At 72.9% G+C, this 16912-nt stretch carries 2 protein-coding genes (1 of these 2 running past the window's edge); both read left to right on the top strand.

All coding sequences use genetic code 11. The features are described from left to right. On the top strand, nt 1-14702 hold the 3' portion of the coding sequence (locus ACSHWB_RS34780; RefSeq protein WP_439657532.1) for an SDR family NAD(P)-dependent oxidoreductase. Its footprint begins 8626 nt before the window's first position; only the last 14702 of its 23328 coding nucleotides appear in the window; the start codon falls outside the window, past its left edge; it ends in the stop codon at nt 14700-14702. Further along, entirely contained in the window at nt 14699-16906 is a 2208-nt protein-coding gene (gene fabD / locus ACSHWB_RS34785; RefSeq protein ID WP_439657533.1) for an ACP S-malonyltransferase, read from the top strand. Before ACSHWB_RS34780 ends, fabD begins: the two co-directional genes overlap by 4 nt. The last annotated feature ends 6 nt before the right edge of the window (nt 16907-16912 follow it).

Raw genomic sequence — 16912 nt, forward strand, 5'->3', positions numbered from 1 at the left:
CGACCGGACCGGTGCCCGAACCCATCGCGCAGGTCGTCGAGGAGACCGTCGCGCCCGTCGCCGAGCAGGCTTCGCCGGCAGGGCGCGAGGACGAGCTGCTGGAGCGGGCCCGCGACCACTTCCGCGCACTGGTGGCGGACGTGTTGCAGCTGCCGGTCTCCTCGGTGCGTTCCGACGTGACCTTCGACAAGTACGGCATCGACTCGATCCTCGTCGTGCAGCTCACCGAGGCGGTGCGCCGCGGGCTCGACGACGTCGGCAGCACGCTGTTCTTCGAGGTGCGCACGATCGACGGCCTGGCCGCGCACTTCGTCAAGACCCAGCCGGACGCTCTCGCCGCGCTCGTCGGTCTGCCGGCGGTTCAGACGGAGGTCGCGTCCGCTCCCCAGCCTGCTCCGGTGGCCGTTCCCGCCGCCGAGCCGGCCCCGGCGCGAACGAACGAGGAGACGCCGATCGCCGTGATCGGCATCTCCGGTCGCTTCCCCGGCGCGCGCAACCTGGACGAGTTCTGGGCCAACCTGCTCGACGGGGTGGACAGCGTCACCGAGATCCCGCCGGACCGCTGGAACCACGAGCGCTACTTCGACCCGCGGCGTGGCAAGCCGGGACGCACCTACGCGAAGTGGGGCGGCTTCCTCGACGGCGTGGACGAGTTCGACCCGTTGTTCTTCGGCATCTCGCCGGGTGCGGCGTCCACCATGGACCCGCAGGAGCGCGTTTTCCTGCAGGCCGCCTACGAGACGCTGCAGGACGCCGGCCACACCAGGGACTCGTTGCGCGCCGCCGCGAGGGCCGCGGCCGGTGAGGACGCCGGTGACATCGGCGTGTTCGCCGGCGCGATGTACACCGAGTACCAGCTCTACGGCGCCGAACAGGGCGTGCGCGGCGAGCCGGTGGTCGTGCCGGGAAGCCTGGCCTCGATCGCCAACCGCGTCTCGTACTTCTTCGACGCGAACGGGCCGAGCATCGCGATCGACACGATGTGCGCCGCCGCGTTGACGGCCATCCACCTGGCGGTCGCCGCGCTGCGCCGCGGGGAGTGCGGAGTCGCGCTGGCGGGCGGGGTCAACCTCTCGCTGCACCCGAGCAAGTACCTGATGATCGGCCAGACCCAGTTCGCCTCCAGTGACGGCCGGTGCCGCAGCTTCGGCGCGGGCGGCGACGGCTACGTGCCCGGCGAGGGCGTCGGCGCGGTGCTGCTGCGCCCGCTCGCCGACGCGCTGGCCGACGGCGACCGCGTCCTCGGCGTCATCCGGGGCAGCGCGGTCAACCACGGCGGCCACACGCACGGTTTCACCGTGCCGAACCCGGTCGCGCAGGCGTCGGTGATCCGGCAGGTGTACCGCCGCGGCGGGGTCGATCCACGGCGGATCGGCTACGTGGAGGCACACGGCACCGGCACCCCGCTGGGCGACCCGATCGAGATCGCCGGCCTCACCTCGGCGTTCTCCGAGTTCACCGACGACCGCGGCTTCTGCGCCATCGGCTCGGTCAAGTCGAACATCGGTCACCTGGAGGCGGCGGCCGGCATCGCGGGGCTGAGCAAGCTGCTGCTGCAGATGCGGCACGGCACATACGCGCCGTCGCTGCACTCCGCCGAGGTGAACCCGGAGATCGACTTCAGCCGCACCCCGTTCGTGCTGCAGCGCGAGGCGGCGCCCTGGCCCCGCACCGGCGCCCAACCCAGGGCCGGGGTGGTCTCGGCCTTCGGCGCCGGTGGATCGAACGCCCATCTGCTCGTGGAGGAGTACATCGTGCCGGAACGTCCAGAGCGTGCAGCCGAGGCCCAGGCGGTGGTGCTCTCGGCGGCGGACCACGAACGGCTGCGCGAGTCGGCGGAGCGGCTGCGCGACGAACTGCGCGACGGCGCGTGGAGCGACGCGGACCTGCCCGACATCGCCTACACCCTCCAGGTCGGCCGCGAGCCGATGACCGCGCGGTTCGCCGCGGTGGTCAGCGACCTGCCGGCACTGGTGGCGGCGCTCGACGCCTTCGCCACCGGCGCGGACCTGCCCGCGGACACCTTCGCCGGCGACGGTCGCGGCGCGGAGGGGTCGCTCGCGGCCCTGCGGGACGACGAGGACTTCCAGGAGACGCTGGTGCGCTGGGCGGCACGCCGCAGGCTCGCACCGCTGGCGGAGGCGTGGGTGAACCACGTCCGGGTGGACTGGTCGCTCCTGCACGCCGGCGGGCCGCGCCCGCGCAAGGTCGGCCTGCCGACGTACCCGTTCGCCCGCGAGCGGTACTGGTACACCGACGTGCTGCCGGACGGCGGCGCGGCGGGGGAGGGCTTCGCGGAGCCGGTGGCCGCACTCGGGGCTCCGGCGGCCGAGCCGGTGGCCCGGCCCTCCGCGGTCGAGGTTCCTCCGGCCACTCCCGTGGCCGCTGACGGCAGGGTTTCCGCCGTGAGCCAGGCCTCGGCCGCGGTACCGGCGGCGGTCTCGTCGGTTCCGGCTGCGGTGCAGGTGGCGCCTGCCACCACCGTTTCGGCTGCGGCGCAGTTCCCCGCGTCCGCCACGGTTCCGGCTGCGGCGCAGGCCCCCGCGGTCTCCTCGGCTGTGCCACAGGACCTGGCACCAATGTCCGTCCCCGCCCCGCGTGCCACCCCGACCACGGGCGACGACGTCCTGCCGGCCGGCGATCTCACCGTCTGCCCGGTCTGGGAGGTCGAACGACCCGGTACCCCCGATCTCTCCGGCCAGGTCCTCGCGATCGGGCTGGCCACCGACGACCTCGACGTGCTCCAGAGCGCGGTGCCCGGCACGATCACCTGGGACGGCTTCGGCCCGATCCCGGCGGACGCCGACCACGTCGTCCTCTCGGTTCCGACCCGCACCGGCGGCACCCCGGCCGAGCGCGTCCGCGACCACCGTGCGGCCGTGCAGCGGCTGCTGCACATGGTCAAGGCTGTGCAGACGCGGTACGCGGGACGCGGGCTGGAGCTCACCCTGCTCACCCGTGACGCGTTCGCCTCCGGCGGGGGCGACCCCGCCCAGGCGAGCCTGCACGGGTTCATCGGCGCGCTGGCCAAGGAGCAGCCGCACTGGCGGGTCAGGGCCGTGGACCTCGCGAAGGACACGCCCTGGGAGCCCGCCGAGGTGTTCGGCCTGCCGGGCGACCGGCGCGCCCACCCCGTCGTGCAGGCCGGTGGGCAGTGGCTGCGGCGCCGGCTCGTCCAGGTGGACCTGCCCGTTCCCGAGACCTCCGCGTTCCGCCGTGGCGGCGTGTACGTGCTCATCGGCGGGGCCGGCGACCTCGGCGTCGTGCTGACCGACCACCTCGCCCGCACGCACGGAGCCAAGGTCGTGTGGGTCGGCCGTCGTGCGGAGGACGACGTGGTCCGCGGCCGCCGGGACGGCATCACCGGTCCGCGACCGCTCTACCTCCAGGCCGACGCGGGTGACCCGCGGGCCCTGCGCGCGGTGCGTGACGAGGTCGTCGCCCGTCACGGCCGGGTCGACGGGATCGTGCACCTCGCGATGACCTTCACCCACACCCCTGTCACCGACCTGGCCGACGAGGAGCTCGCCGCGACGCTCGCGTCCAAAGTGGACCCGGCCGTGCACCTCGCGGACGCGTTCTCCGGGCTCGGCCTCGACTTCGTGTTGCTGGTGTCGTCGCTCGTCAGCTTCATCCGCAACGCCGACCAGGCGCACTACGCCGCCGCCTGCGCCTACGTCGACGCGACGGCCGGTGGGCTGCGCGCCGCGCTCGGCTGCCCGGTGAAGACGATCAACTGGGGGTACTGGGGCAACGTCACCGAGGACCTGATCGAGGGCATGGCCGCGATCGGCCTCGCCCCGATCGACCCGGCCGCCGCCATGATGACGGTCGAGGCGCTCCTGCAGGGGCCGCTCGACGTCGCCGGTTTCCTGCGGCTGGGCCGTCCGCTGCCGGTCGAGGGTGTGCTCACCGGTGAGGTCGCCGCGGTGCGCCCGCCGGCCGCCGTCGCGCCCGTCGAGGTCGTGGAACCGCGCCTGCCGGTCGCTCTCGCGGCCTATCAGGACGGTCCCGTGCCGGCCGAGATCGACGCCGCGCTGTGCCGCTGGGTCGCGGCCGAACTGCGCGACGCGGGTTTCGCCGGCCCCTCCTACCTCCGTTCCGACGCCCGGTTCGCGGCGTGGGTCCCGCCGATGCTGGGCGCGCTGGCCGAACACGGCCTCGTCGACGCCGCCGGGCGCTGGGCGCTGACCGCGGACTCCGCGGCGTGCCGGACGGAGTGGGCCCGGTCCACGAGCCGCTGGCTGGAGGCCAACTCCGACCTGCGGACCCCGCTCGCGTTGCTCGCCCGCACCGTTCCCGCGTTGCCCCAGGTGCTGCGCGGCGAGGTGCTCGCCACGGACGTGCTGTTCCCGAACGGATCGTTCGACCTGGTCGAGGGCGTGTACCGGGACAACCGGGTCGCCGACCACTTCAACGCCGTGCTCGCGGAGCACGTCGTGGAGTTCCTGCGGGCCCGGCTCGCGGCGGAACCGGACGCGGCCCTGCGCCTGCTCGAGGTCGGCGCGGGCACCGGCGGCACGACCCGCGTGGTCCTCGACCGGCTCACCCGTGAAGGCCTGCCGGTGGCCGAGTACTGCTTCACCGACATCTCGCGGGCGTTCCTGCACCGCGCGGAGGACTCGTTCGGCCCGGCGCACGACCACCTGACCTACCGGTTGTTCGACGCCGCTGTGCCCCCGCACGGGCAGGGACTGGACCTCGGCGCGTTCGACGTCGTGATCGCGGCCAACGTCCTGCACGCCACCGAGGACGTCCGCGCCACGCTGCGCGGGGTCAAGGCGCTGCTGCGGGGCGGCGGTCTGCTCGCGCTCAACGAGATCAGCGGGTTCTACCTGGTCAACCACCTCACGTTCGGCCTGCTCGACGGCTGGTGGGAGCACACCGATCCGGAGCTGCGGGTCCCCGGCGGTCCCGCGTTGTCCCCGGCGTCCTGGCAGGCGGTGCTGGAGCAGGAGGGCTTCACCGGATTCGTGCACGCGGCGGCCTGCGGGGAGCCGCTGGGCCAGCAGATCGCCCTCGCCTTCAGCGACGGCGTGTCACGAGGACCCGCGGAGGTCATGCCGGGGCAGGTCCCCGCGCCGGCACCGGCGGCCGTTGCGGCACCAGCGGAGGCGGTGCAGGAGAAGACGGTTCGCGCGGTGGTCCTGGAGAAGCTGGCCCGCTCGCTGCGGATGACCGAGGCGCAGATCGACCCGGAGCGGGCCTTCGCCGACTACGGCCTCGACTCGATCGTCGGCGCGGGGTTCGTGCAGCAGCTCAACGACGGTCTCGACCTCGACCTGCTCACCACGGTGATCTTCGACTACCGCAGCGTCGACCTGCTGGCCGCGCACATCGCGGCCGAACACCGGCCCGTCCTGCCCGTCGCGGTGCGGGAACCCGTTGTGCCGCAGCCGGTCTCTCAGGCAGCGCCGATCCCGCAGGCAGCACCGAAGCCGCAGGCACAGCCGGTCCCTCAGGCAGCACCGAAGCCGCCGGCCTCCCGGGAGCTGCCCCCTTTCCCCGTCGCCTCCGCGAGTCCCGCCGAGCTGGCGTCTGACCAGCACTCGACGGGTCCCATCGCGATCATCGGCGCGAGCGGCAGGTTCGCCGGATCTCCCGACCTGGACGCGTTGTGGCGGCACCTCGCCGACGGCGACGACCTGGTCTGCCCGATCGAGCGCTGGGACACCTCCGGTCCCGAGTGGACGGACGTGACCTGCCGGGAGGGCGGGTTCCTCGACGGCATCGACGAGTTCGACGCGCAGTTCTTCCGCATGTCCGGCCGCGAGGCCGCCTACACCGACCCGCAGCAGCGCCTGTTCGTCGAGGAGGCCTGGACGGCTCTGGAGGACGCGGGCTACGTCGGTGCCGCGCTCGACGGCAAGCGCGCGGGCGTCTACGTCGGCTGCACCGGCGGTGACTACACGGCGTGGTTCACCGGGCGTCCGCCCGCCCAGGCCGCCTGGGGCAACGCCCCGTCGATCGTGCCCGCCAGGGTGGCGTACCACCTGAACCTGCACGGTCCGGCGATCGCGGTCGACACCGCGTGCTCCAGCTCGCTCGTCGCGATCCACCTGGCCTGCCAGAGCCTGCGCGACGGCGAGACCGACCTGGCCGTCGCCGGCGGCGTGGCCGTGCAGACGACCCCGAACACCTACCTGACCGCGGGCCACGCCGGGATGCTGTCCCCGACTGGCCGCTGCCACACCTTCGACGCGTCCGCCGACGGCTTCGTGCCCGGTGAGGGCGTCGGCGTGGTCGTGCTCAAGCGGCTGTCCGACGCGCTCGCCGACGGTGACCACGTGCACGCGGTGATCCGCGGCTCGGGGATCAACCAGGACGGCGCGACCAACGGGATCACGGCGCCGAGCGCGGCATCGCAGGAGCGCCTGATCCGCGAGGTGTACGAGCGCTTCTGCGTCGACCCGGCCGAGATCGGCCTGCTGGAGGCGCACGGCACGGGGACGAAGCTCGGCGATCCGATCGAGACGGAGGCGCTCGTCCGCGCGTTCGGCGACGCCGAGGGATCCCGCGGGGTCGCGCTCGGTTCGCTCAAGACCAACCTGGGACACACCATGTCCGCCGCCGGGGTGGCGGGGGTGCTCAAGATCGTGCTCGCCCTGCGGCACGGCCAGGTGCCGCCGTCGCTGCACCACGACGAGACGAACCCGGCGATCCGGCTCGCCGGCAGCCCGTTCCGCGTCCACACCGAGCTGACGGAGTGGGAGCCGAACCGCTGGGGCAAGCGGGTCGCCGCGACCAGCTCGTTCGGGTTCAGCGGCACCAACGCCCACGTCGTCCTGGAGGAGCCGCCGGTCCTCGCCGCACGCCGGCGCGACGGCCGTGAACTGCTGTTCCCGCTGTCCGCACCCAAGCAGGAAGCGTTGCGGCAGCTCGTCGAGAACCTCGCCCGGCACCTGCGTGAGACGCCGGGGATCGACCTCGCCGACGTGAGCCACACCCTGGTGCACGGCCGTGCCCGCTTCGTGAACCGGGCGGCCTTCACCGCCGCCGACCGCGAGACCCTGCTGGTCCGCCTTGAGGACTGGCTGGCCGACGGGACCTCGCACCCCGCGCGGGACGCAGGGCTCGACCGCGTCCGTGCACAGTGGACGGACGGCGGGAAGCTGGTGGCAGACGGTCTCTTCAGCGGGCTGGACGTGCGGCGCACCCCGCTGCCGACCTACCCGTTCCAGCGCCGCAGTGCCTGGGTGAACGGCAGCGGCCCTGCGGACGGGCAGCCCGCCGCCACCAGGTCGCTGCACGAACCCATCGCCGTCGTCGGGCTCGCCGCCCGCTTCGCGGACACCCCGGACGCCGCGCGGCTGTGGGAGCACCTGGCCGCGGGCGACGACCTCGTCGGTGACGTCACGCGCTGGGACCTCGACGGGAAGCTCGGCAGGAGGCAGGGCCGCCAGTACGGCAGCTTCCTCGACGACCCGGCCCGGTTCGACGCGCTGTTCTTCAGCGTCTCGGGCACCGAGGCGACCTACACCGATCCACAGCAGCGGGTCTTCCTGGAGGAGTGCTGGCACGCGCTGGAGGACGCCGGTTACGCGGGCGAGCGGCTGACCGACCGGACCTGCGGTGTCTACGTCGGTGCCTACCCCGGCGACTACCACGAGCTGATCGGCGACGAGCGGCCACCGCAGACCATGTGGGGCAACATGGCGTCGGTCATCGCGTCCCGCATCTCCTACCTGCTCGACCTGTCCGGTCCTGCCGTCGCCGTCGACTCGGCGTGCTCGAGCTCGCTCGTCGCCATTCACCTGGCCTGTGACGCGCTGCGGCTCGGCACGGTGTCGATGGCGCTGGCCGGGGGCGTGTTCGTCCAGGCGACGCCACGGCTCTACGAGTTCTCGGCCACGGCGAAGATGCTGTCGCCCACCGGCCGCTGCCGCACGTTCGACGCGGCCGCGGACGGGATGGTCCCCGGCGAGGGTGCCGGCGTCCTCGTGCTCAAGCGCCTGTCCGACGCCCTGCGCGACGGGGACCACGTCTACGGCGTCATCAGTGCGTCGGGCGTCAACCAGGACGGTGCCACCAACGGCATCACCGCGCCGAGCGCCCAGGCCCAGGAGGACCTGGTGCGCCAGGTTCACCGCGACGCGGGCGTGCGCCCCGGCGGCGTCCAGATGATCGAGGCGCACGGCACCGGAACCCCGCTCGGCGACCCGATCGAGTTCGGCGCGCTGGCCGCCGCCTTCACCGGTGCGCCGGAGGGAGGCTGCGCGCTCGGCTCGATCAAGACCAACGTGGGCCACACCCAGTTCACCGCGGGTGTGGCGGGCACGATCAAGGCCCTGCTCGCGCTGCACCACCGCCAGGTGCCGCCGTCGTTGCACTTCACTCGCGCGAACCCGGCGATCACCATGCAGGGCAGCCCGTTCCGCGTGCCGACCGAGCTGGCGGAGTGGTCCACACCGTCCGAGGGACCGCGCCGAGCCGGCGTGAGCTCTTTCGGTGCCAGCGGCACCAACGCGCACCTCGTCGTCGAGGAGGCACCCGAGCACGGCCGTCCGGAGCGTTCCGCCCGGGACGAGTGGCTGGTGGTGCTGTCCGCCCAGGACGAGCAGACGCTGCGCTCCCACGTCGAGCGCGTGACCGGCCACGTCGACGCCCGCCCCGAACTGGAGCTCGGTGACCTCGCGTACACGCTCGCCACGGGTCGCCGCCACGAGAACCTGCGCCTCGCAGTGGTGGCGGGCTCCCGCGACGAGTGGCTCGACGCGCTGCGCACCTGGCTGCGGGACGGCCACACGGAGTCCGTGGTGACCGGCGCGGTGCCCGACGACGCTCCCGCGACCGGTGCAACGGACGGCCTGACGCTGACCGAGGTCGCCCAGCGGTTCGTGCGCGGCGAGATCGCGGTGCTCGGAAGCCTGTTCGGACAGGGCTTCCGCGTGGTTCCGCTGCCCGGCTACCCGTTCGGCGGCGAGCGCTACTGGATCTCGGAGCCGCCCGTGCCGAGCCGGCCCGGCAGGTCGGCCCAGGCGGCGGCGCCCGCTCGCCCGGCCGCGTCACGGCCGGTCGCGCCCTCGGGCCCCGCCGCGCGGCAGACGGCGGTGCCTGCTCGCCCGGCCACGCCGACTCGATCGGCCGTGCCCGCCCGGCCCGGCACGTCGGTCCGGCCAGCCGGTTCCACCCCGTCCACCGCATCGACCGCGGCGGCGCTGACCGTCCACAAGCGGGGTGAGTCCTACGCGGCGGACCTCACAGGTCAGGAGTTCTTCCTGGACCAGCACCGTCTTTCGGGCGTCCCTGTGCTGCCCGGTGTCGCCTACCTGGAACTGGCCAGGGCGGCAGCCGAGGGCGAGGGCTACGGCCGCACCGGTGTGACGCTGCGCAACGTCGTCTGGATCCGCCCGGCGCGGATCCCCGTTCCCACCGCGGCCGAGGTGACCCTCGACCCCCGCGACGGCGGTTTCGCCTACCAGATCAGGACGACCGTCGACGGCGAAACCCTGGTGCACGGCCAAGGCCGGGTCGAGCCCGCGGTGCAGGGGGAGCGCCCGACGCTGAACATCTCCGCGCTGAGGGCCAGGTGCACGCGCACCAAGCTCGACCGCTCCGCCTGCTACGCCCGCTACGGCGGCACGGAGGTGCATCTCGGTGAGGCCATGCGCGGCGTCGAGGCGCTCGAGATCGGCACCGGCCTGATCGTCGCCCGGCTGCGCAGGCCGGCGGGGACCGGGGACGGCTTCACCGTGCACCCGTCGATGCTCGACTCGGCTCTGCAGGCCACGCACGGCCTCGCGCTCGCGGAGGGGCTTGACGACGTGACCGCGGCTCTGCCGTTCGCCCTCACCGAGGCACGCGTGTACGCGGCGACGCCGGAGGAGGGCTGGGCGGTGATCAGGCCGTCGGACAACGACCTGCCCGGCACGGTCCGGCGACTGGACATCGACCTCTGCGACGACGCGGGGAAGGTGTGCGTGCGCCTGCTCGGCTTCACCTTCCGCGAGTTCGGAGCGAGCGAGAGCGCAGCGCCCGACGAGAGCGCGGCGCGCGACGAGGACCAGCGCCGCGGTGAGCTCGTGCTCGGCCGCCCCGGCTGGCACCCGTCCACCGCCGTCACCGAGACGAAGCGGTTCGTCCGCCACGAGGTCCTCTTCGCGGACGTCGACCCCGGTGACGTCGCCGACCGTCTCGGCGTGCACACCGAAGTCCTTCCCGCGGACGGCGACATCGCCGCGAACTACACCCGCCGGGCCGAGTTCCTGCTCACCCGTCTCCAGGACGCGGCCAAGGCCGGACGGGAGGGCTGGGTGCTGGTGCAGGTCGTCGTCCCGGACGGCGCGGAGCACCAGCCGCTCGCCGGACTGGCCGGGCTGCTGCGCACGGCGCGCAACGAGAGCACCCGCCTGCTCACCCAGCTCGTGGTGGTCGAACCGGGCACGGACTCCGCGGCGCTGGCCGCGCGTCTTCGTCAGGAAGCGTCCACTGTGGACGACGTCGTGACCCGGATGCACGGGGAGCGGAGGGAGGTCGCGCGCTGGACGTCCCTGGGTGAGGTCGGGGCCGAACGTCCGTGGCGTGCCGGCGGTGTCTACCTGATCACCGGCGGCGCCGGCGGCCTGGGCGCGGTGTTCGCCAGGGAGATCGCCTCGACCGTGCCCGGCGCGGTGCTCGTTCTGTGCGGGCGTTCCGAGTCCGGGCCGGGCCAGCGCGAGCTGCTCGACGAGCTGCGGGCCACCGGCGCCCGCGCCGAGTACCGGCCGCTCGACGTCGCCGACCGCGGCGCCGTGGACCGGTGTGTACGGGACGTCGTGCGGTCGTACGGGAACCTGACGGGCGTGGTGCACTCCGCCGGAGTGCTGCGCGACGGCTACCTGGTCCGCAAGACCGTCGGCCAGTTGCGCGAGGTGTTCGCCGCCAAGGTCACGGGCTTCGTCAATCTCGACGAGGCGACCGCCGGTCTGGACCTGGACCTCTTCATCGGCTTCTCGTCGCTGTCCGCGTCCGGCAACCCCGGCCAGGCCGACTACGCGGCGGCCAACGCGTTCCTGGACGGGTACGCCGTTCGACGTGAGGCGCTCGTGGCGCAGGGCAGGCGGCACGGGCGGTCGCTCAGCATCGGCTGGCCACTGTGGACGGACGGCGGCATGCGCGTCGACGCCGCCACCGAGAAGGCGATGTGGAACGGCGCCGGCGTCCTGCCGATGCCCACGGCCGTGGGTGTCGAGGCCCTGTACCGCGCCTGGGGCAGCGGCGAGCCGCACGCCCTGGTCGTCTACGGCGACCGGGATCGCATCGAACGCGCCATCCTGACCACCCCCACCGCCCCGCAAGAGGAGGTGCTCTCCGTGCCGCACAACGACGTCCTGGTCAGGCTGCTCGCCGAACGGGTGGCGACGCTGCTGGACGTGCCCGTCGACGACATCGAGGGCGAGGTGGAGCTGACCGAGTACGGGTTCGACTCGATCTCCCTGGTGGAGTACACCGGTCTGCTCAACGACGAGTTCGGCCTGGGGCTGGTGCCCACCCTGCTGATCGAGTACCCGACGCTCGACGGGTTCGCCTCGTACCTCAGGGACACCCACGGCGAAGCGTTCGGCGGTGCCGTCCAGGCCACCGAACCGGCGCCGGAACCCGAACCGACGCCGGAACCCGAACCCGAACCGGCCCCGTCCCGCGCGGCCCTGTCCCACGAAGCACTGCTCGGTGAACTGATCGGCATGGCCGCGGCGGTGCTGCGCCTGCCCGCGAACCGGATCGAGGGCAGCCGCGAGTTGTCCCGTTACGGCGTCGACTCGCTGTCGCTGACCGAGCTGGTGACGGCTGTCAACGCGCGCTTCGGTCTCGACCTGGACCCGACGATCCTGTTCGAGCACCCCGCGCTGAGCGGCTTCGCGGACTTCCTGCTGGAGCACCACGCCGACCGCGTCTCGGCGCCGGAGCGGATCGAGGAGCAGCCTCCCGCGCCCGAGCAAGAGCCTCCCGCCCCCGAGCAGGCTGAGCAGCCGGCGCCCGTCGCGGCCCCGCACCCGTCCGGCCAGGACCCGATCGCCGTCATCGGCATGAGCGGCCGGTTCCCGCAGGCACGTGACATCGCGGAGTTCTGGCAGAACCTGCTGGACGGCCGTGACTGCATCGGTGAGATCCCGGCCGACCGCTGGGACTGGCGGGAGTGCTTCGGCGACCCCGTCACCGAGCCCAACACCAGCAACGTCAAATGGGGCGGGTTCATCGACGGCGTCGGTGACTTCGACCCGTTGTTCTTCGACATCTCCCCGCGTGAGGCCGAGCTGATGGATCCGCAACAGCGGCTCCTGCTCCTCTACGCGTGGAAGGCGCTGGAGGACGCCGGGTACTCGGCGGAGTCCGTCGAGGGCTCGAACACGGCGATCGTCATCGGCACCGCCAGCACCGGCTACCCGAGCATGGTGGCGAAGTACTCGCCGGCGGTCGACGCCTACGACACCAGCGGTGCGGCGCCCTGCATGGGGCCCAACAGGATGAGCTACTTCCTCGGCGTGCACGGGCCGAGCGAGCCGATTGACACCGCGTGCTCCAGCGCTCTCATCGCCGTGCACCGCGCCGTCTGCGCCATCCAGGACGGCACCTCGGACATGGCGATCGTCGGCGGGGTCAACACCATCGTCAACAAGGACCTGCACATCAGCATGAACATGGCCGGCATGCTGGCCGAGGACGGCCGGAGCAAGACCTTCTCGGCCGACGCGGACGGCTACGGCCGCGGCGAGGGCGTCGGCATGCTGGTGCTGAAGCGGCTGTCGGCGGCCGAACGCGACGGAGACCACGTCTACGGCCTGATCAGGGGCAGCGCCGAGAACCACGGCGGTCGCGCCAACTCCCTCACCGCGCCGAACCCGAAGGCGCAGGCCGCGGTCATCCGCACCGCCCACCGCAGGGCCGGGATCGACCCGCGCACGATCGGCTACGTCGAGGCGCACGGCACCGGCACGCGGCTCGGCGACCCGGTGGAGATCAACGGGCTCAAGGAGGCCTTCCGCGACCTCTACGCCGACCACGGGGCCGGCAGCGGCGACAGCCACGTCGGCATCGGGTCCGTGAAGACCAACATCGGCCACCTGGAGGTCGCGGCCGGGATCGCCGGCTTGATCAAGGTCCTGCTGCAGATGAGGCACCGCACGCTGGTGCGCAACCTCAACAACGACAGGACGAACCCGTACGTGAAGCTCGACGGCACGCCGTTCTACCTGGTGCAGGAGCAGCAGCCGTGGCGTGCGCCGGTGGACGGCGGCGGCGCGGAACTGCCCCGGCGCGCGGGCATCAGCTCGTTCGGCTTCGGCGGAGCGAACGCCCACGTCGTGCTGGAGGAGTACCGGGCGAAGCCGCCGGCGGAAACCCCGCCCGCGCAACCGGTTCCCGTCCTGCTGTCCGCGAGCCACCCCGAGGTCCTGCGGGCACTGGCCGAGGAGTGGGTCGAGGCGCTGAACGCCCACGGCGACGCCGCGCTGGCGTCGATCGCCTACACCACGCACGTCGGCAGGACGCCGATGGCCGAACGGCTGGGCGTCGTCGCGACCACGGTCGCGGAGCTCCAGGCCGGCCTGAGGTCGTGGCTGCGCGGCGCACCGGACGGCTCGATCGTCACCGGTCGCGTGTCCAGGGACGAGATTCCCGGGACACCGGCGGGAACGAGCCCGGCCGAGGCGCTGGACGCCTGGGTGCGCGGTGCCGAGGTCGACTGGACCCGCTGGCACCCCGTGTCACCCCGCCGCGTCCCGCTGCCCACGTACCCGTTCCGGCTGCGGCGGTACTGGATCGACACCACGACCCCGGTGGGGGGCGAGGCGTCGAAGCTGCACCCGCTGGTCCACGTCAACACCTCGGACCTGGCCGGACCCCGCTTCACCACGAAGCTCACCGGTCGCGAGTTCTTCCTCGCCGACCACAAGGTGCGCGGCGCGGCGGTGCTGCCGGGAGCGGCGTACCTGGAGATGGCGAGGGCCGCGGCGGAACTGGCGGGCGGTGACCGTTCCTGGGCGCTGACCGGCGTCACCTGGGAGCTGCCGCTCAGGGTCACGTCCGCGACGGAGGTCCACATCGGACTGTCGGTCGAGGACGGTGGCGTGTCCTACCGGGTGTTCGGCTCGACCGGTCAGGGCTCACCGCTGGTGTACGGACGGGGAGCGCTGCGGGAGACGAGCGCGGAACCGCTGCCCTCGCAGGACGTCGACGCCCTGATCGGCCGGTGTGACGGCCCGGTGCTCGAAGCGGCGGAGTGCTATGAGCGGTTCGCCCGCCTCGACCTGGCCTACGGCCCGGCGATGAGGGCGATCGAACGGGTGCACAGCGGTACGAGCCTCACCGTCGCCAGGCTGCGGCTGCCGGACGCCGCGAGGAAGGGCGAGTTCGGGCTGCACCCGAGCATGCTCGACGCGGCCTTCCAGAGCACCCTCGGTCTCTTCGCCTCGGACGACGCCGGCACCGCGGTTCCCCACGCCGTGGACGAGGTGCGCGTGCTGGCGCCGCTGCCCGAAGCGGGCTGGGCCGTGACCCGGTTCGCCGCGGGCGAGCAGGCGGAGGGCGAGCAGGCGTTCGACATCGACGTGTGCGACGACGACGGCCGGATCTGCTTGCGGCTGAACGGTTTCCGCGTGCGTTCCCTCGGGGGAGCACGGGCCGCCGCACCCGCGGACACGGATGACGACTTCCTGGCCCGGTTGATCGAGGCCGCCGGAGACGGCTCGCTCAGCCTGGCCGAGTTCGAACGGAGCCTGGCATGAGCCTGACAGCGGTGATCTTCCCGGGCCAGGGCGCCCAGGCGAAGGGCATGGGACGTGACCTGTTCGACGCCTACCCCGACGAGACCGACGAGGCCTCGGCACTGCTCGGGTACTCGGTGCGGGAGCTGTGCCTGGACGACCCGCGGCGCGAGCTGAGGCGCACGGAGTTCACGCAGCCGGCGCTGTTCGTGGTCGGTGCGCTCGCCTACCGGCGGTGGAAGGAGGAGAGCGGGACCGAGGCGGCGTTCTTCGCCGGGCACAGCCTGGGCGAGTACTGCGCGCTGCACGCGGCCGGCGCGTTCGACTTCGGGACGGGCGTGCGGCTCGTGCGGCGCAGGGGCGAGCTGATGGCCGAAGCGGCCGGGGGCGGCATGATCGCGGTGACCGGCCTGGACCGCGACCAGGTCGCCGGCCTGTTGCGGCAGGGCGGGTTCGGCACGCTGGTCGTGGCGAACGACAACTCACCCGAGCAGTGCGTGGTGTCCGGGGACGTCGAGTCGATCGACGCGCTGGGGAAGTTCCTCCAGGCGCGGGAGGTCCGCTGGGTCCGGCTGCGCGTGTCCGGGGCGTTCCACTCCGAGCTCATGCGCCCGGCCCGGCAGGAGTTCGGCCGTTTCCTCGGCGGCGTGGCACTCGGCACGCCGGGGACGCCGGTGATCGCGAACGTCACCGCGGCCCCCTACGAGGCCGGTGCCACGGCGTCGTTGCTGGCGGACCACCTGGTGAGCCCGGTGCGCTGGACCGACACCGTGCGGTACCTGCTCGACGCGGGCGTCACCGAGTTCGTGGAGCTCGGCGGCACGGTGCTGACCAAGCTCGTCGAACGGACCCGCGCGACCCACCGCCGTCCCGGCGGCGCGACGGACCTCGGCAGCACGACCTTCCGCGAGCGCCACGGACTCCGGTTCGCCTACGTCGCGGGCGGGATGTACCGCGGGGTCAGCTCACCCGAGCTGGTCATCCGGCTGGGCCGCGCCGGGATGCTCGGCTTCTACGGCACCGGCGGTCTGGACCTGATGGAGGTGGAGCGCGGCATCAAGGAGATCCAGGCGGCGGTGGGTCAGGACGGCCCGTACGGCGTCAACCTCATCGCGAACCACGACGACCCGGCGTCCGAGGAGGACCTCGTCGACCTCCTGCTGCGTCACCACGTCCGCACGGTCGAGGCGTCGGCGTTCATCCAGATGTCGCCGGCACTCGTGCGCTACCGGGCGACCGGGCTGCGGCGAGGTCCCGGCGGCGCTCCGGTCTGCGACCACCGGGTGGTCGCGAAGGTGTCGCGGCCCGAGGTCGCGGCCGCGTTCCTGGCACCACCCCCGGACAAGGTGCTGGACCGGCTCGCCGGCACCGGGGCGATCACCGCGGAACAGGCCGAACTGGCCAGGACGGTGCCGATGAGCCACGACGTCATCGTCGAGGCCGACTCCGGTGGGCACACCGACGGCGGCATCTCGACCGTGTTGCTGCCGTCACTGCTCGAACTGCGCGGCCGGGTGGAGGCCGAGCGCGGGTACGACGAGCCGATCTGCATGGGACTGGCGGGCGGGATCGGTTCTCCCGCCGCGGTCGCGGCCGCGTTCGTGCTCGGCGCCGACTTCGTCGTGACCGGGTCGATCAACCAGTGCACGGTCGAGGCGGCCACCAGCGACGTGGTCAAGGACATGCTCCAGGACATCGACGTGCAGGACACCGAGTACGCGCCGGCGGGCGACATGTTCGAGCTCGGCGCCAAGGTCCAGGTGCTGCGCAAGGGCGTGTTCTTCCCGTCCAGGGGCAACAAGCTGCACGCGCTGTACCACCACTACGGCAGCCTCGACGAGCTGCCGGACAAGACCAGGACGCAGCTCGAACGGACCTACTTCCGCAAGCCGCTGGAGGAGGTCTGGGCCGACGTGGTGGCGCGCCTGCGGGCGACCGGCAGGGCCGAGCTCGCCGACCACGCGGCGCGGCAACCCAAGCAGAAGATGGCCCTCGTCTTCCGCCGCTACTTCGGTTACAGCGCAAGGATCGCGCTCGAGGGCAGGACGGACGACAAGGTCAACTACCAGGTCCACACCGGACCGGCCATGGGTTCCTTCAACCAGTGGGTGCGCGACAGCCCGCACGCGTCCTGGCGCCACCGGCACGTCGACGAGGTGGGCCTGATGCTGCTCGACGCCGCGGCGGCACACCTCCGCGAGTTCGCGGCCCAGCACACGACTTGATGTCCG

Source organism: Lentzea sp. HUAS TT2, assembly GCF_051853195.1.
Classification (GTDB): Bacteria; Actinomycetota; Actinomycetes; order Mycobacteriales; family Pseudonocardiaceae; genus Lentzea.